15 protein-coding genes and 1 pseudogene are annotated in these 16,688 nt (G+C 63.4%); 7 read left to right on the forward strand and 9 right to left on the reverse strand.

The window, feature by feature from the left end:
• Positions 1-7: 7 nt before the first annotated feature.
• The 5 genes and pseudogenes from C9427_RS35455 to C9427_RS30120 all read right to left on the reverse strand — a co-directional run.
• A pseudogene (locus C9427_RS35455) lies at positions 8-301 on the reverse strand (DUF3382 domain-containing protein); the annotation flags it as partial.
• A gap of 4 nt (positions 302-305) precedes the next feature.
• Positions 306-1,208 carry a branched-chain amino acid ABC transporter permease gene (locus C9427_RS30105; protein WP_107652663.1) on the reverse strand — a complete coding sequence of 301 codons (903 nt, stop codon included), beginning with the start codon at positions 1,206-1,208 and terminating at the stop codon, positions 306-308.
• A gap of 335 nt (positions 1,209-1,543) precedes the next feature.
• Entirely contained in the window at positions 1,544-2,545 is a 1,002-nt protein-coding gene (locus C9427_RS30110; RefSeq protein WP_107652664.1) for a 4-hydroxyproline epimerase, read from the reverse strand.
• A 9-nt stretch (positions 2,546-2,554) separates the two neighbouring features.
• Positions 2,555-3,850, reverse strand: coding sequence for an NAD(P)/FAD-dependent oxidoreductase (locus C9427_RS30115; RefSeq protein ID WP_245437218.1), 1,296 nt, complete (start codon positions 3,848-3,850; stop codon positions 2,555-2,557).
• Between the two features lie 36 nt (positions 3,851-3,886).
• Positions 3,887-4,780, reverse strand: a complete 894-nt coding sequence (locus C9427_RS30120) for a dihydrodipicolinate synthase family protein (protein ID WP_107652665.1) — start codon at positions 4,778-4,780, stop codon at positions 3,887-3,889.
• Between the two features lie 100 nt (positions 4,781-4,880).
• Here C9427_RS30120 and C9427_RS30125 point away from each other — a divergent pair, with 100 nt between their 5' ends.
• Positions 4,881-5,540 (forward strand): GntR family transcriptional regulator, encoded by a 660-nt coding sequence (locus tag C9427_RS30125; protein ID WP_107652666.1) that lies wholly within the window; start codon positions 4,881-4,883, stop codon positions 5,538-5,540.
• Between the two features lies 1 nt (position 5,541).
• Here the strand turns inward: C9427_RS30125 and C9427_RS30130 are convergent, their stop codons facing one another.
• Entirely contained in the window at positions 5,542-5,877 is a 336-nt protein-coding gene (locus tag C9427_RS30130; RefSeq protein WP_167434539.1) for a winged helix-turn-helix transcriptional regulator, read from the reverse strand.
• Positions 5,878-6,019: 142 nt separating this feature from the next.
• On the opposite strand from C9427_RS30130, the gene C9427_RS30135 reads away from it, so the two are divergent.
• A complete protein-coding gene (locus tag C9427_RS30135) occupies positions 6,020-6,349 on the forward strand; it encodes a nuclear transport factor 2 family protein (protein WP_107652668.1) in 330 nt (109 codons plus the stop codon).
• A complete protein-coding gene (locus C9427_RS30140) occupies positions 6,346-7,146 on the forward strand; it encodes an SDR family oxidoreductase (protein WP_107652669.1) in 801 nt (266 codons plus the stop codon). The genes C9427_RS30135 and C9427_RS30140 overlap by 4 nt, the downstream gene beginning before the upstream one ends.
• Positions 7,147-7,213: 67 nt before the next feature.
• On the opposite strand, the gene C9427_RS30145 is transcribed toward C9427_RS30140, so the two are convergent.
• On the reverse strand, positions 7,214-8,710 hold the full coding sequence (locus tag C9427_RS30145) for a CoA-acylating methylmalonate-semialdehyde dehydrogenase (RefSeq protein WP_107652670.1): 1,497 nt from the start codon (positions 8,708-8,710) through the stop codon (positions 7,214-7,216).
• 378 nt (positions 8,711-9,088) lie between these two features.
• On the opposite strand from C9427_RS30145, the gene C9427_RS30155 reads away from it, so the two are divergent.
• From C9427_RS30155 to C9427_RS30165, 3 genes are all read left to right on the forward strand, one after another.
• A complete protein-coding gene (locus C9427_RS30155; protein ID WP_107652671.1) occupies positions 9,089-9,970 on the forward strand; it encodes a LysR family transcriptional regulator in 882 nt (293 codons plus the stop codon).
• A gap of 169 nt (positions 9,971-10,139) precedes the next feature.
• A complete protein-coding gene (locus C9427_RS30160; protein WP_107652672.1) occupies positions 10,140-10,577 on the forward strand; it encodes a phospholipase A2 family protein in 438 nt (145 codons plus the stop codon).
• 20 nt (positions 10,578-10,597) lie between these two features.
• On the forward strand, positions 10,598-12,733 hold the full coding sequence (locus C9427_RS30165) for a phospholipase D-like domain-containing protein (protein ID WP_167434544.1): 2,136 nt from the start codon (positions 10,598-10,600) through the stop codon (positions 12,731-12,733).
• A 52-nt stretch (positions 12,734-12,785) separates the two neighbouring features.
• Here C9427_RS30165 and C9427_RS30170 read toward each other — a convergent pair whose 3' ends face one another.
• Entirely contained in the window at positions 12,786-13,790 is a 1,005-nt protein-coding gene (locus C9427_RS30170) for an AraC family transcriptional regulator (protein WP_107652698.1), read from the reverse strand.
• Between the two features lie 198 nt (positions 13,791-13,988).
• On the opposite strand from C9427_RS30170, the gene C9427_RS30175 reads away from it, so the two are divergent.
• A complete protein-coding gene (locus tag C9427_RS30175; protein WP_107652673.1) occupies positions 13,989-15,230 on the forward strand; it encodes an NAD(P)/FAD-dependent oxidoreductase in 1,242 nt (413 codons plus the stop codon).
• A 29-nt stretch (positions 15,231-15,259) separates the two neighbouring features.
• On the opposite strand, the gene C9427_RS30180 is transcribed toward C9427_RS30175, so the two are convergent.
• Positions 15,260-16,681 (reverse strand): D-amino acid dehydrogenase, encoded by a 1,422-nt coding sequence (locus C9427_RS30180; RefSeq protein WP_342587270.1) that lies wholly within the window; start codon positions 16,679-16,681, stop codon positions 15,260-15,262.
• Positions 16,682-16,688: the final 7 nt, after the last annotated feature.

Below are 16,688 nucleotides of genomic sequence, written 5' to 3' on the forward strand. Positions count from 1 at the left end.
GCGTCGCCACGCTGTCCGGCAACAGGCCGGTGGCGACATCGGCGATCTTCTGGTTGGCGAGGAAAGGCTGGCCATAGGCGACATAGAGGAACCGCCCGACGGCCGTGGCGATCACCACTGTCGCCAGCAGGCCCCAGCGCGTTGTCAGGACCAGTTCATTGGAAATGTTCTGGCCGGTCTTCAGCCCGATGAACAGCACGAACAGACCGAGCGCGATGGCGCCGGCATAGAACGCCTCGCGAATAGCGCGCTGCACGGGAGTGGCGACGACGTCGCGCTCCGGGGATACGGTAACCGCCATGATCTCAGACCTTTTCGACTTCTGGCCGGCCCAGAATGCCGGAAGGCAGGAAGATCAGCACGATCGCCAGGATGGAGAAGGCGGCTACGTCCTTGTAGTCGATCGAGAAATAGGCCGACCACATGCTCTCGATGAAGCCAATCATCAGCCCGCCGAGCACGGCGCCTGGCAGCGAGCCGATGCCGCCGAGCACCGCCGCGGTGAATGCCTTCACGCCGGGCACGAAGCCGTCGGAGAAGGCGATGACGCCGTAATACATCAGGAACAGCGTGCCGGCGACGGCGGCAAGGGCCGCACCCATGATGAAGGTGATCGAGATGGTTCGGTCGACGTCGATGCCGAGCAGCGCCGCCATCTTGCGGTCCTGCTCGCAGGCCCTTTGCGCTCGCCCGAGCGAGGTCTTGTTGACCAGGTACCAGAACAGCGCCAGCAGCAGCGCGGTGACGACGACGATGATGATCTGCTTCAGCGACACGCTGATGCCGTTAATGTTGTAAACTTGGCTGACCATCGGCGGGATCGGCTTGTTGCGCGGGCCTTGCGTCACCTGGACGAAGTTCGACAGCGCAATCGACATGCCGATCGCGGTGATCAGCGGCGCCAGCCGGAACGAACCGCGCAGCGGCCGGTAGGCCACCTTCTCGATTGTCCAGTTGTACAGGCTGGTCAACAGCATCGCCACGATCATCATGACCAGGAGCGCCACGACCACCGGCACCGAATAGAACATCGCGCCGAGGATGAGGAAAACGATAAGGGCGGTGAAGGCGCCGACCATGAAGATGTCGCCATGGGCGAAATTGATCATGCCGATGATGCCGTAGACCATCGTGTAGCCGATCGCGATCAGCCCATAGATCGATCCCAGCGTCAGCCCGTTGATAAGCTGCTGGACGAAGTATTGCATACTGACTTGGCTCCCCTGGAATGTCGCCCGTTGAGACGCATTCCTTTTCGTATTTCCCCTAGTCGTAAAGTTTCGAGCCCGGATTGCAACGTGATTTTTCAACCGTCATGCGTGTTTTGCCGACACGCCTTTGGATTGCTCAGTTTTTTTCATCCGACCCCTGGACTATCGCGGACCCTATCATTGGCATAACGCAATGTCTTTGACGATTCAGCCGTATCATGCACCGCGTTTCGAAGAAATCGCCGTCAAAATAAGTTGATGAGAGGGATCGTTGCGCTGGCGAGCGCAATCCTTTTCACGCGCCCTTGCTTTCCCTTGGGTCAGGATTCTCCTTATTTGACGACGAATCCGTGGGCGAACGGGTCTCGATCGTCGATGAAAATGGTGTTCAATCCGGTCATGCGCGCCCAGCCGCCGATCGAGGGAATGATCCCCGGCTTGCCCGCCACCTGGACCTCTTTCTCGACCTTGCCCTTGAACAGCGAGCCGATGATCGATTCATGGACGAAGTCGTCGCCCACCTTGAGCTTGCCCTTGGCGTGAAGCTGCGCCATCCGCGCCGAGGTGCCGGTGCCGCAAGGCGAGCGGTCAATCGCCTTGTCGCCATAGAACACGGCGTTGCGGGCATGCGCCTGGCTGTTGGTCGGCTTGCCGGTCCACAGCATATGCGACAGCCCGTTGATGCTGGCGTTTTCCGGGTGCACGAAGGAATATTTCTCGTTGAGCCGTTGCCGCACCACCGGGCTCCAAGCGATCAGGTCGCCCGCCGAATGGTCGGCCATGTCGCGATAATTCTTCTGTGGCTCGACGATGGCGTAGAAATTGCCGCCATAAGCCACGTCGACGCTGATCTCGCCCAGCCCCGGGCATTCGACCGTCAGCCCTTCGGCATGGAGGAAGGACGGCACATTGGTGATGCGCACTTCTTCGACGTACTCGCCGACTTGGCTGTACTCCGCGATGACCAGGCCTGCCGGCGTGTCCAGCCTCAGCACGCCGGGGGTCTTCGGCTTGATCAGTCCGTGCTCGATGGCAAAAGTCACCGTGCCGATGGTGCCGTGGCCGCACATCGGCAGGCAGCCCGAGGTTTCGATGAACAGGATGGCGATGTCGCAATCCGGCCTGGTCGGCGGATAGAGGATCGAGCCGGACATCACGTCATGGCCGCGCGGCTCGAACATCAGCCCGGTGCGGATCCAGTCATATTCGGCCAGGAAATGCGCCCGCCGCTCCATCATCGTCGAACCCTCGAGCAGCGGTCCGCCGCCGGCGACGAGCCGCACCGGATTGCCGCAGGTGTGGCCGTCGATGCAGAAGAAGGAATGGCGCGCCATGTTTGGACCTTATCGGAAACGGTTCGGAGAAAAGGCGGAAAGATCAAGCGTGGGATTTTGCCTGAGAATGAGCTCGCGGATCAAGCGCGCGGTGGCCGCCGCCTGGGTCAGGCCGAGATGGCCGTGCCCGAAGGCATAGACGATATTGCCGGCCGGCCGGGCGCGGCCGATCACCGGCAGCGAATCCGGTAGCGACGGCCGGAACCCCATCCATTCGCGGCCGCCCGAGGGATCGAGCCCCGGCAGGAAGTTTTGCGCCTTGCGCAGCAGTGCCTTCGAGCGGGCATAGTTGGACGGCCGCTCGATACCGCCGAGTTCGACGGCGCCGCCGACGCGCAGACCCGTTTCGAGCGGCGTGATGACGAAGCCATGCCCGGAGAAGATCAGCATCCGCTTCACGTCGAAGGCGCTCTTCGGCAACGTCGTGTTGTAGCCGCGCTCGGTCTCCAGCGGGATACGGTCGCCGAGATCTTTCGCCAGCAGATGCGACCATGCCCCGGCAGCGACGATCAGATGTCTTGCTTGTCTGGTGGTGCCATCGGCCAGCGTCAATGTCGCGCCATGCTGGCTCGCGTCGACATGGTCGATTCGCGCTTTTTCGAAACGCGCGCCCTTGGTCTCGGCATAGGCCCAGACCGCCTTGCCCAGTAGCTTCGGATCGGCAACCGTCTTCCACCCCGGCACAAACGTGCCCTTGACGAAGCGCGGCGACAGGCCGGGCTGCAAGGCGGCGAGAGCATCGCCCTCGACATGGCTGAAGCCGATGTCGAAGCGCTTGCGCGCCGCCCAGCCCGGCAGCGACGCCTTGAACTCGGCCTCGCTCTCGTAAACTTCGAGCGACCCGTCCTCGCGCAGCATCCGTCGGGTGCCTGAACGATCGAGCAGCCCCATCCATTCCGCCTCGGCGAGCTTCATCATGCCGGCCTGGGCGGCGAGGCTCGCCTCGTATTTTTCCGATGCGCCGGCGCGCCAGAACCGGATCAGCCAAGGCAAAAGCTTCGGCAGATAGGCCGGCGGTATGCTGAGCGGGCCGAGCGGGTCGGCGAGCCATTTCGGCAATTGCCTGATCATGCCCTTGTGGGCCAGCGGCAAGACATCGGAGAAGGCAAAGGCCGCGGCATTGCCGGAACTTGTTTCCTCGCAGATGCCCGTCCGATCGAAGATCGTGACATCTCGCCCCGCCTCGGCCAGATAGGCGGCGGCGCAAATACCGATGATGCCGCCTCCGACGATGGCGATGTCTATCCCTTCTGCCCGGTCACGGGGAGAAGGCGCCCGAAGGGCGGATGAGGGGCGGCGCCCCACTTCAGTCGACCTGGAATTTCCTTGCACGTGGGCAGCCTAGAACTGCGGCAGCTTCGGCCTTACCGCCAGCGCATCCCTCACGACCTTCTCGACCTCCTTGCGGCGCTCGCCCGACAGCGGCTGGCGCGGCATGCGCACGCGGTCGTTGGTATCGATGGCAAGAACCTCGGCGAGCTTGATGTTCTGCACCAGATAGGTCGACACGTCGAGGTCGAGCAGCGGCCGGAACCAGCGGTAGATGCTCAGCGCTTCCTCGCGGCGGCCCTGCTTCATCAGCTGGTAGATGGCGACGGTCTCGCGGGGGAATGCGGTGACCAAGCCGGCCACCCAGCCGATGGCGCCGACCGAGAGAGCCTCGAACGCCAGATTGTCGACGCCGGTGAACAGGTCGTAGCGATCGCCGAAGCGGTTGATGATCTCGGTCGAGCGGCGGATGTCGTCGGAGGACTCCTTGATGGCGACGAAGCGCTTGTCCGAGGCCAGCTCCTCCATCTGGTCGACGGTGACGTCGACGCGGTAGGCAAGCCGGTTGGAATAGATCATGACGGGCAGGTCGCCTGCCTCGGCGACGGCACGCAGCGCGGCAACCGTCTCCTGCGGATTGGTATGATAGATCGGGCTCGGGACCACCATGAGCCCGTTGGCGCCAGCCTTCGCCGCGCGGCACGCGATGCTTGCGGCCTCGCGGGTGCCGGCTTCGTTGACCGTCAGCAGAACCGGCTTCTTGCCGGCAACCTTCTGCGCGGTCTTCAGCACCTCGATCTTCTCGTCATGCGACAACATCGGCCCTTCGCCGAGCGAGCCGCAGACGATGATGCCGTCGCAGCCGGCCTCCATCTGCAAACCAAAGCAGCGCTCCATCTCTGCATGGTCGAGATGGTCATCCTCGGTGAACTTGGTCGTGACTGCGGGGAAAACTCCGGCCCACATGGCGCTTGCTCCTTCTGATATATCAGTCGTATATTTGTTAGGAAAACCCCTGTCAACACGGAATCTGCTATGATATATGCAAAATATATCAGGAGGCACGATGGCCCTGTTGGAAGATATATCTCGTTCCGAGCCGGTGGCAGTAAAGGCCTACCGCGTGCTCGAGCACATGATCGTCACGCTCGAACTGGCACCTTCGAGCTTCGTCACCGAAGGTGCGCTGATCGACAGACTCGGGCTCGGCCGCACGCCGGTGCGCGAGGCGATCCAGCGGCTTGCCTGGGAGGGGCTGCTCGACGTCCGTCCGCGCGCCGGCATCGCCATCGCACCGCTTCATCCCGGCGACTGGCTGCGCGTTCTCGATACGCGGCGGGGCGTCGAGGTGGTTCTGGCCCGCTCTGCCGCCCGCTTCGTCACCCGCGAGGCCGCCGACCTGTTTCACGACGCAGCGCTCGCCATGCAGAAGGCGGTCATTTCAGGCAATGTGCTGGCCTTCCTCCAGGCCGACAAGGCGCTCGACGAAGCATTGGCGCTGGCTGCCGACAACCCCTTCGCCGCACGGCTGGCAGCGCCCTTGCAGACCCACAGCCGCCGCTTCTGGTTCCGCTACAAGGCCGACACCGGGCTCGCCGAATCGGCCGAGCATCACGTCGCGCTGATCCGCTCGATCCTCGCCGGCGACGAGGAGACCGCCGCCAAGGACGCCAAGCGCCTGATGGCGCTGCTGCGCGGCCATGCCGAAGCTGCCGCCACGCGCTAGTTTACGACCCGAGCGGGCCTTCTGCCGGCTCCTTCTGCGCCGCCCATTTCAGCAAGGCGTCGAGCGCCGGGCACAGCGCCTGGCCCCAGTCGGTCAGACAATACTCGACCTTCGGCGGCACTTGGTGATGCACGATGCGACGGACAATCCCATCGGCCTCCATCTGTCTCAGCTGCTGGATCAGCATCTTCTGCGAAATTGCCGGGATCGCCCGTTCGAGATCGGAAAAGCGCAGCACCTTGCCGCCGAAGAGATGGAACAGGATCACCAGCTTCCAGCGGCCTTCGAGAATGCGCAGCACATTCTCGACGCCACTCGCCGCCGACGAGGGCGTCAACGTTTCACCCTTACCTTCAGGTAAGTACCTAACTTTTTCGTCGGTTCTTGTCATTCGTACAGCATATCTCATTTTAGGCACCGGACAAGCCGCGGACATCGAGCCGACGGCAGGAACTGGAACTGGAACCGGAGACGAAACCATGACCGTAAAACTTCCCCAGCCGCTGGCGGATTATTTTGCAGCCAAGAACCGGCACGACATTGACGGAATGCTTATCCCCTTCTCATCGGAAGCGGCGGTTCGGGATGAAGGCGAGACCCATCAGGGTTCGGCTGCCATCCGCCGCTGGATGGAAGCAACGACAGCCAAATACCAGGTGACAGTTAAAGTCGCCGACGCGACGGTCAGCGGCGCTGCATGGCGGGTCGCCGGCATCGTCTCGGGCAATTTCCCGGGCAGCCCTGCAACGCTCCACTACAACTTCACGCTGGCCAATGACCGGATCACGCGGCTGGAGATCGGCGCATGACCGTTCGCCAGAAATTTCCGGGCGCCGAGCAGGAGTTCGCCGGTAAGCGCGTTCTCGTCACCGGCGGTACCAAGGGTACCGGCGAGGCCATCGTCCAACGGCTTTCGGCGTCGGGCGCGCTGGTTGTTACGACAGCTCGCTCGGCAACCGGGGCGCTTTCGCCGAAGCTGTTCGTGCGGGCTGATATGAACACTCTGGCGGGCGCCGAACAGGTCGCGGCAGCTGTCATGGACCGTTTCGGCGGCGTCGACATCATCGTCCATAGCGTTGGCGGATCGAAGAGCCCGGGCGGAGGCTTTGCCGCGTTGACCGAGGAAATCTGGCAGGACGAACTCGGCCTCAATCTGCTGGCGGCGGTGCGGCTCGATCGCCTGTTGGTCCCCAACATGATCGCGAGCGGCTCCGGGGCGATCGTGCACATCTCGTCGATACAACGCCGGCTGCCGCTGCACGAATCGACGACCGCCTATGCGGCGGCCAAGGCGGCGCTTTCGGCCTACAGCAAGGCATTGTCCAAGGAACTTGGTCCGAAAGGCATCCGGGTGAACACGGTGGCCCCGGGCTGGATCAATACCACGGCGTCGGAGGCCATGGTGAAAAGGTTGGCGGACCATTCCGGTTCGGATGAGGAAACCGCCCGCCAGGACATCATGAAGGCCCTCGGCGGCATTCCGATCGGCCGGCCGGCATGGCCGCAAGAGGTCGCCGAACTGGTCGCCTTCCTCGTTTCGGACCGTGCATCCGCGATCCATGGCGCCGAATACGTTATCGACGGCGGGACGATCCCGACTGTCTGACCAGGCGGAACGGCCAAAAGAAAAGGCGGGATGAGCCCGCCTTTCCCAGTATTCATATGTTTCCCGGCTAATTCATCGTCGGGATGACGAATTCGGCGCCGTCCTTGACGCCGGACGGCCAGCGCGAAGTCACCGTCTTGGTCTTGGTGTAGAAGCGGAAGGCATCCGGGCCGTGCTGGTTGAGGTCGCCGAAGGAAGACGCCTTCCAGCCGCCGAAGGTGTAATAAGCGATCGGCACCGGGATCGGCACGTTGACGCCGACCATGCCGACCTGCACCCTTGAGGCGAAGTCTCGCGCCGCATCGCCGTCGCGGGTGAAGATGGCGACGCCATTACCCATCTCATGGTCGTTGGCGAGCTTGATGGCGTTCTCATAGGTCGGCGCGCGCACCACCGAGAGCACCGGCCCGAAGATCTCTTCCTTGTAGATGCGCATGTCTGATGTCACGTTGTCGAACAGGCAGCCGCCCATGTAGTAGCCCTTCTCGTAGCCCTGCATGGAGAAGCCGCGGCCGTCGACCACCAGCTTGGCGCCTTCCCTAACGCCGGTGTCGACATAGCCCTTGACCCGTTCCAGCGCCTGCGCCGTCACCAGCGGACCGAAATCGGCCGAGGAATCGGTCGAAGGACCGACCTTCAGGCTTTCGACGCGCGGGATCAGCTTTTCCATCAGCCGGTTGGCGGTGTCGTTGCCGACCGGGACAGCCACCGAGATCGCCATGCAGCGCTCGCCGGCCGAGCCGTAGCCGGCGCCGATAAGCGCGTCGACGGTCTGGTCCATGTCGGCGTCGGGCATGATGATCATGTGGTTCTTGGCGCCGCCGAAGCACTGCACGCGCTTGCCCGATGCGGTGCCGCGCGAATAGATGTAGTGGGCGATCGGCGTCGAGCCGACAAAGCCGATGGCCTTGATGTCGGGATCATCGAGGATGGCGTCGACCACCTCCTTGTCGCCGTTGACGACATTGAGGATGCCCGCCGGCAGGCCGGCCTCGATGAACAGTTCGGCAATGCGCATCGGCACGCCCGGATCGCGCTCGGAAGGCTTCAGGATGAAGGCATTGCCGCAGGCGATCGCGGGCGCGATCTTCCACAGCGGGATCATCGCCGGGAAATTGAACGGCGTGATGCCGGCGACGACGCCGAGCGGCTGGCGCATCGAATAGACGTCGATGCCTGGGCCGGCGCCGTCGGTGAATTCGCCCTTCATCATATGCGGCGCGCCGATGCAGACCTCGACCACTTCGAGGCCACGCTGGATGTCGCCCTTGGCGTCGGCGATGGTCTTGCCGTGTTCGCGCGCCAGGATGTCGGCCAGTTCGTCATAGTCCCTGGCGACCAGTTCGAGGAACTTCATCAGCACGCGCACGCGCCGCTGCGGATTGGTCGCCGCCCAGCCGGGCTGCGCCGCCTTGGCGTTTTCCACCGCCGCGCGCAGCTCCGCCTGCGACGCCAGCGCCACCGTGCCGCGCACCGAGCCGTCCATCGGCTGCATGACGTCCTGCTTGCGGCCGCTGGTTCCGGCGACACGCTTGCCGCCGATGAAATGACCGTATTCGATCATGGTTTCTCTCCCTGGATTTGTGATGGGTCATTGTCCGCCTTTGCGCGGCCGATGGCAACGCGAGGGAGAACGCAACCGTTGTGCGAGAAATAGATAGCGATTGACGGCTGCGCATCAATTCTCGCAAATTGCGAGGTATAATTGCAGATATATGGATTGAGAGATTGAGTTCCTTCACCGCCCCCCTGTGTCCTGCCGGACATCTCCCCCTCAAGGGGGGAGATTGGCTGTCACGCCCGCCTTCGCAAATCTTCACCCCAGCAAGAGAACCGCCTGCGGCGGAGCTGCCAATCTCCCCCCTCGAGGGGGAGATGTCCGGCAGGACAGAGGGGGGCGCCGTAGAGCGCTGCCGTAATCCTCGTCATAGGGACCATCCCCATGAACTGGGATGACGTCCGCATTTTTCTCGCCGTGGCGCGTGCCGGCCAGATCCTCGGCGCGGCGCGGCGACTGGAGCTCAACCACGCCACCGTCTCGCGCCGCATCGCTGCGCTCGAGGAGGCGCTGAGGACAAAACTCTTTCGCCGGCTTACCACCGGCAGTGAGCTGACGCCGGCGGGCGAACGCTTCCTCGAAATCGCCGAGCGCATGGAGGGCGACATGATCGCCGCGCGCTCCACGGTTGCCGGCGAAGGCGACGATGTCTCCGGCACCGTGCGCATCGGCGCGCCGGACGGTTTCGGCGTCGCCTTCCTGGCCAGGCGTCTCGGCGCGCTGACGGCCCTGCACCGCGAACTCACCATCCAGCTGGTGCCGGTGCCGCGCTCGTTCTCGCTGTCCAGGCGCGAAGCCGACATCGCCATTACCGTCGAGCGGCCGACGGAAGGCAGGCTGGTGGCCGGAAAGCTGGTCGACTACACGCTCGGTCTGTTCGCGTCACGCGCCTATGCCGAGGCGCACGGCTTGCCGCGGACGCCTGCCGAACTCGGCCAGCACACGCTGATCGGCTATGTGCCGGACCTCATCGTCAGCCCCTCGCTCGACTATGCGGCCGAGTTCAGCGCCGAATGGCGCACCAGCTTCGCCATTTCCTCCGCGCTCGGACAGGCCGAAGCGGTGCGTTCCGGCGCCGGCATCGGCATCCTGCACACCTTCGTCGCCCGCTCCATGCCGGAACTGGTGCCCGTCGACATCGTCGCGCCCATCCGCCGCGCCTACTGGCTGGTCTATCACGAATCGGTGAGGCCGCTGCGCCGCGTGCAAATCGTCGCCAGCTTCATCACCAAGGCAGTGGAAAAGGAACGGGGATTGTTCGCGTGATGCATGTCGCCCAAAAAGTGGGAACCGGTTTGAGACAACGACATGCATCAAGCAACCGCGCCTTTTCCTCGCCATAAAGTCGGCGAGTGTGGCGATGCGCTGTTGCCGACGTCTTGTTGTGCCGCCGCGCCGGACAGGGCATTTCTGGGGAAAGTTGGCGCGGGTAGACATGCGAGCCGTTCTTGCGATCCTCCTGCTGGCGCTTTCGGCCTGCGCCAACCCATGGGCGAAGGTGCCGGAAGCGGAGCTGCCCAAGCCGGTCCGCTATGCCATGGCGCGTCCCTCGCCCTTTGTCCTCGGCAATTACTGCGGTCCCGGCACCCGCACCGGCGATTTGTCGGCCCGGCCGGTGGACCGCCTCGACGCCGCTTGCCAGATCCATGATGCCTGCTACATAGCCCGCCGCAACCACTGCGACTGCGACGGCGCTCTTGTCGCCTCGGCGAAAGCGATCCGCGACGACGAGATGGCGCCGCCAAAGATGCGCAGGCAGGCGGAGCTTTTGATCGCTACCTTCGCGCTTCCCGTCTGCAAGGTCTTCCCGCAAGGTTTCATGCCGCCCCGCGATCCCGCCCAACTGAAGGCGATGAACGGAGCGACCGGGTGAGCCTGCGACGCGCCGGATATATGGCGCTGTTCGGACTGGCGCTGGTTATTCTTGCCGGCTGCGCCGATCGCTCAGTGGACAGCTGCGATGTCTTTCCCGGCGAAAGCGCCTGCGCTCGCCCCTCGCTGTCGGCCACGGCATCGAGTGCGAAGGTCGCGGCGGCCCAGTTTTTCGGCGACGCGGACGGAAACGACTACGAGAGACGTTTCCTGGCGCTTCTCGCCCACCACCAGCTCGGCGCGATGGACCGGGCGAACGGCACCGGCCCTTTCGGCCACGACCGCCACGACATTGCCAACAGCGATTTCCAGGCAACCTACCGGACGCTGGAACGACTGGCCAAACCGGTCGTCGCCACGGGACAGGTGTCGCCGTCGAACGGAAGAAAGGGCGAGGGCCGTTTCGACGGGCGCTGGCGGGTGTCGCGGCAGACGCTTTATATCGACGCAGCAGCACGTCCGTCTGGGGCCAAGACGTTCAGCTTTTCCGGCGTACAAGCGCGCTCGGTCGAGATCGTGCTGCGCCAGGCGGGCAGAGAGCCGGTCGACATCGGCGGCGCCTGCGACGGCATGCTGGCGGTTCGGCAGGCCGGCAACACACGCAGCTTTCCGGCAGGCACGGGGTTTCGCATCCGCCTGGCGAGCGGCGACACAAGCCTGTTTCCAAGCGAGGCCCTGAACCGTTGCGATCTCGATATCAGCTCCAGCCTGGCCCCGGCTGGCGCTCCGCTCACCATCCTGCGCGAAGAGGTCGCCGATCCAGCGCTCGCCGCCCTGGACAGCCGCTATGAGCGTTGTCCCGTCCCCGATCCGGCCGGTCTCGATGCGCTCGAGCGCGCCTTCTACGCCAGCCGCTGGCTGTCGCAGACCTGTACGCTGACGCCCGGGAAGCCGCGCCTGCTGCGCAAGTCGCGCGACGGCTTCAATGCCAAGGTCGAAGCGCTGCTGGGCGCCCCGCTCCCCGACAGCGCGTTCGACAAGGGCGATCCCGAACTGCCGCTGGATTTCTCCCACGCGCCAAAACTCAAGCTGATCTATCTGTCGTCGCTGGAGTTCAAGGCGGACTTTTCCGGCCGCATCATCGAGCGGCTGATCCGCCACCACGCGGCGCAGGGCGCCAAGGTGCGCATCATGGTGACCGACGTGCTGGAGCGCGACAAGGACGACGCCATGCTGCACCGGCTGGCCGCCGAGTTTCCCAACGTCGAATTGCAGGAGTACCGCTGGCGAGCCGACCATGGCGCGCCGATCGACGAACAGCTGTCACAGCTGCACAAGACCCATCACGTCAAGATGCTGGCGACGCTGGCCGAGGATCCCCGCCGCTCGCGTGCTATCATCGGCGGCCGCAACATCCATGACGGCTTCCTGTTCCACAAGCCGGTCGACCTGTCGCGCTATCCCGATCTCCAGCAATACGGCAAGACCGATGGGTTGTCGCTGAACTACTATTCGAACTGGAGCGACTTCGACATCGAGATATCGGACCGGACCACCGTCGAGACGCTCGCCGCGCATCTTTCGACGCTGTGGCTGCGCGACGCCGATACCAACATTTCGCGACCCTTCTCCATTCCGGTCCGTTCGGATGGCCGGCGTCCGCCTGGCACAGCGCGGCATTTCATCTCCGTGCCCTATGCCGACGGCCACGCGCTGGAGAGCTATTTTGTCGAACTGATCGACACGGCTCAAAACCACATCGAGATCGTCAATCCCTATCTCAACCTGACGCCGAGCCTGGCCCAGGCCTTCGACCGGGCGCTGGCGCGCGGCGTCAAGATCGACATTATCGGCCGCATCGACCTCAAGGGCGATATAGGCGGCAAGTTCCTCACCGCGCTCAACAAGCTGTTCGTCGAGAAGTATGGCGACCGCATCGACATCCGCGAGTTCAAGGCGCCGGACGTCGTGCTGCATTCCAAGATCATGATGATCGATCACAGGCTGGTGACGATCGCGTCGGTCAACCTCAACAACCGCAGCTTCTTCCACGATTCCGAGAACGGCATGATGGTGCTCGACCCCGCCTTCTACGCCAGGATGAAGCCGATCTATGACGACTATGTCGCCCATTCGAACCGGGTCGCCACCAATGTGATGGTCCCCTGGGCCTACCGGCTGCTGTTCTCGCAGGGCTGGGTGAAGGAAGCGTTCTAGAGACAGAGAGTCGGCTGATTGCCGCCGCGCCTCAGCGGGCGTTCACTTAACTTCAAGCGGAAATACGGGCCGTTGTCTTGCGCTCGGCTTCCACAGGGTCCGATTGCGATGCCCTCTTTCGGAATTGTCCCGGTGGAATACCAAATTCACGTTTGAATGCCCGGTTGAAAGCCGCCTCTGAATCATACCCGACCTCCGACGCCACTTGCAGCACCGTCTGTTGGGTCGTTTCAAGCAGTCTTGCCGCGAGTTGCAGTCGCCAGCGCGCCAGATAGGCAAGTGGCGGCTCCCCGAGATAAAGCGTGAACCTCTGCGCCAGGACCGAGCGCGAGGTTCCGGCTTCCGTTGCCAACTCGGCTATCGTCCATGGATGGAAAGGCCTTCTATGCATCAGCGCCAGCGCGCTGCCGACCACCACATCCCGTGCACCCGCCAGCCAACCGGTCTGCTCCGCGGGCAATCGCTCCATGTATCGCCGCAGTGTTTCGATGAAGAGCGCCTCTGCCATCTTTGACAGGAGAATGGACTGCCCAGGGCGCCCGCATCCGGCCTCCGAGACCAGATGGCGAATCGAGTTTTCCAGCCACTCGCCGGCGGAATCGCCACGGATATTGATCCTGATCATCAACGGCAGGCCTGCGAGAAAGAGCTTGTCCGCGTGTCGCTCGCATCCGAAATAGCCACAGACGAATCGTGTCGTTTCGCCACCGCCGCCCAACCGCATCGTCGTGAGATCGCCCGCCAAAAACCTGCCGAGCGTGCCCCCGCTATCGACGAATTTCGACGGCGAGCCGTTCGAGACGGTATGTGCATCTCCGTGCGGGATGATCAGCACATCGCCGGCCGAGACAGGTATGGTGGATTCCGCGAAACACACGACGGCCCTTCCCTCCGTGACCAGATGATAGCTCACCAGCCGCTCGGTTCCGGGGGCAAGCACATGGGCAACATCCCGAACGTGGGGCACCCGGAATCCCCAAGGGGCGGTACACTCCGCATGATAGAAGATGGCGCCGGTCATGCGCACCGCATTCAGCGCCTCCGACAAGGCGTCCATCCGCAGCTCCACTCGATCAAGCCCAGCGCCTTCAACTCTCGCTGCAAAGAAACACGGAATTCCGGCAAAGATTTGATTCAGTTCTGCGCGTAACTTCGAACCACACGGGTCGTACCGGATCGGGTGCGACGATCGAATGCGCCAAGCTGCGGGGCAGAGAGGGGCAGGCCACGGCCAGGCGAACCCGAGGAGGTCGAAATGAACAAGAAATTCGACGCAATCGTCGTCGGCGCACGCTGCGCCGGGTCGCCGACGGCGATGCTGCTGGCCCAGCGGGGCTATCGTGTCTTGCTGGTCGACCGCGCCACCTTTCCGAGCGACACGGTATCCACCCACATCCTGCATCCGCTTGGCGCGAGCGCCCTGTCGAGATGGGGCCTGCTCGATCGGCTGACAGCGACGGGATGCCCGCCCATTCACACCTACTCTTTCGACTTCGGCCCTTTCACGATTGCCGGTTCGCCAGGCACGCCGGCGGCGCCGCTGGCCTACTGCCCGCGGCGAACGATACTGGACAAATTGCTCGTCGATGCGGCCGCCGAATCCGGTGCCGAGGTTCGCGAAGGCTTCGTCGTCGAGGAAATTTTGATCGAAGACGGGCGCGTGGTCGGAATAAAGGGCCATTCGAAGCAAGGTGGCGACATTATTGAGCGCGCGGACGTCGTCGTCGGCGCCGATGGCAGGCACTCGATAGTAGCCGAGGCAGTTCAGCCTGAACAATATGACGAAAAGCCGGCCCTGCTTGCCGGATACTACACCTATTGGAGCGGGCTACCGATGGAAGGTCGGTTCGAACAATACATCCGCGAGCATCGCGGCTTCGCCGCGGTTCCAACCCATGACGATCTGACGCTGGTCATTGCCGGCTGGCCATACGCGGAATTCACCGAGAACAAGAAGGACATTGAAGGAAATTACCTGAGGACGATCGAGCTCGCGCCAATGTTTGCCGATCGACTGCGCAATGCGAGGCAGGAAACCCGTTTTGCCGGCACGGCCGTGCCCAACTATTTCCGAAAACCTTACGGCCCGGGCTGGGCGCTCGTGGGGGATGCCGGCTACAACAAGGACTTCATCACGGCGCAAGGAATCATGGACGCCTTCCAACACGCCGAACTTTGCGCCGCCGCACTTGCCGCGGTTTTCTCCGGAACGCGATCATTCGAGGATGCGATGGGCGACTATCATCGTGCCCGGGATGCACAGGTAAAGGCAATGTACGAATTCACCTGCCTGCTGGCGACGCTGGAACCGCCGCCGCCCGAGATGCAGCAGCTGATCGGCGCGATCCATGGCAGCCAGGAGGCCATGGATGGGTTTGCGCGGCTAAACGCCGGGACGACATCGCCGGCCGAGTTTTTCGCGCCGGAAAACGTCGATGCAATCATGGCGGCAGCAGCTTCAAGTTCTCACAAAAAGGGTGCCGCACATGCCAGGTAGCTGAGAGCCGGAGCCAGCGCGGTAACGTCTTACCTGACGTACCGCTCCGGCCCGAGATCGCGCACATTGATGTCGGGCACCCGGCTGGAGATGATGTCGGCCAGCACCTTGGCCGAGCCGCAGGCCATGGTCCAGCCGAGCGTGCCGTGGCCGGTGTTGAGATAGAGGTTGGAGAACTCGGTGCGGCCGATCAGCGGCGGCCCGTCCGGCGTCATCGGCCGCAGCCCGCACCAGAAGGTCGCCGCGCGCATGTCGCCGCTGCCTGGAAAAAGATCGCCGACCGAGTGTTCGAGCGTGCGGCGCCGCGTTTCGTGCAGCCTCAGGTCGAAGCCGGAAATCTCCGCCGTGCCGCCGACCCGGATGCGATCGCCGAGCCTGGTGATCGCCACCTTGTAGGTTTCATCCATCACCGTCGACACAGGCGCGGCGGCGGCATCCTTGACCGGCACTGTGATCGAATAACCCTTGACCGGGTAGACCGGGATCGGCCGCCTCAGCATGCGCATGAACCTGGCCGAATAGCTGCCCATCGCCATCACATAGGCGTCGGCGGCCTTCCAGCCCTTGCTTGTGTGGATGTTGGCGATGCGGTTGCGGTTCCTGACGATGCGCCTGATCGATACGTCGTATTCGAAGGTGACGCCGCGCGCCGCGCAAAGCTCGGCCAGACGGTCGGTGAACATCTTGCAGTCGCCGGTTTCGTCGCCAGGCAACCGCAGGCCGCCGACGAATTTTTCGCGGACCCCCGCCAACCCCGGCTCGGCCGCGATGCAGCCGTCGGGATCAAGTATCTCGTAGGGAACACCATAGCTCTTCAGCACTTCGACATCGCCTGAAGTGCCGTCGAGCTGCTGTTGCGTGCGGAACAGTTGCAGCGTCCCCTTGGCGCGCTCGTCATAGGCGATCCCGGTCGCCTCGCGCAGCGCCTTCAGCGTATCGCGGCTATACTCCGCCAGCGGCACCATGCGCGCCTTGTTCAGCGCATAGCGCTCGGTGGTGCAGTTGCGCAGCATCTTGACCAGCCATATCCACATATACGGGTCCAGCGTCGGTCGCACCACCAGTGGACCATGCTTCATCAAGAGCCATTTGACCGCCTTCAGCGGAACGCCAGGGCCGGCCCATGGCGAGGCGTAGCCCGGCGAGATCTCGCCGGCATTGGCGAAGCTGGTTTCCAGCGCCGGACCTTTCTGGCGGTCGATCACCGTCACCTGATGGCCGGCCTCGGCCAGAAAATACGCAGTCGTGACCCCTATCACGCCACCGCCCAGCACGAAGATCTTCATCGCATAACTCTCCGCAACGACATTCTGTCCGGGTTTGAGGCGCGGGCCATCATCATGTTCTGTCTGCCGGATTTTACCGCGCTCGCCAAGAGGCGGCGTGTCGAGATCCAATGCATGTCGCGCAAAGTGCGCAGCGGTTTGCGATAACGACGTGCATAAAAACAAGACCTTA

The organism is Mesorhizobium helmanticense, from assembly GCF_003034915.1.
Taxonomy (GTDB): domain Bacteria; phylum Pseudomonadota; class Alphaproteobacteria; order Rhizobiales; family Rhizobiaceae; genus Mesorhizobium; species Mesorhizobium helmanticense.

Coding starts and splice junctions, on each gene's coding strand:
- C9427_RS30105 (WP_107652663.1), bottom strand. CDS start 1,208: ATGCAATACTTCGTCCAGCAGCTTATCAACGGGCTGACGCTGGGATCG.
- C9427_RS30110 (WP_107652664.1), bottom strand. CDS start 2,545: ATGGCGCGCCATTCCTTCTTCTGCATCGACGGCCACACCTGCGGCAAT.
- C9427_RS30120 (WP_107652665.1), bottom strand. CDS start 4,780: ATGTGGGCCGGAGTTTTCCCCGCAGTCACGACCAAGTTCACCGAGGAT.
- C9427_RS30125 (WP_107652666.1), top strand. CDS start 4,881: ATGGCCCTGTTGGAAGATATATCTCGTTCCGAGCCGGTGGCAGTAAAG.
- C9427_RS30135 (WP_107652668.1), top strand. CDS start 6,020: ATGACCGTAAAACTTCCCCAGCCGCTGGCGGATTATTTTGCAGCCAAG.
- C9427_RS30140 (WP_107652669.1), top strand. CDS start 6,346: ATGACCGTTCGCCAGAAATTTCCGGGCGCCGAGCAGGAGTTCGCCGGT.
- C9427_RS30145 (WP_107652670.1), bottom strand. CDS start 8,710: ATGATCGAATACGGTCATTTCATCGGCGGCAAGCGTGTCGCCGGAACC.
- C9427_RS30155 (WP_107652671.1), top strand. CDS start 9,089: ATGAACTGGGATGACGTCCGCATTTTTCTCGCCGTGGCGCGTGCCGGC.
- C9427_RS30160 (WP_107652672.1), top strand. CDS start 10,140: ATGCGAGCCGTTCTTGCGATCCTCCTGCTGGCGCTTTCGGCCTGCGCC.
- C9427_RS30165 (WP_167434544.1), top strand. CDS start 10,598: ATGGCGCTGTTCGGACTGGCGCTGGTTATTCTTGCCGGCTGCGCCGAT.
- C9427_RS30170 (WP_107652698.1), bottom strand. CDS start 13,790: ATGGACGCCTTGTCGGAGGCGCTGAATGCGGTGCGCATGACCGGCGCC.
- C9427_RS30175 (WP_107652673.1), top strand. CDS start 13,989: ATGAACAAGAAATTCGACGCAATCGTCGTCGGCGCACGCTGCGCCGGG.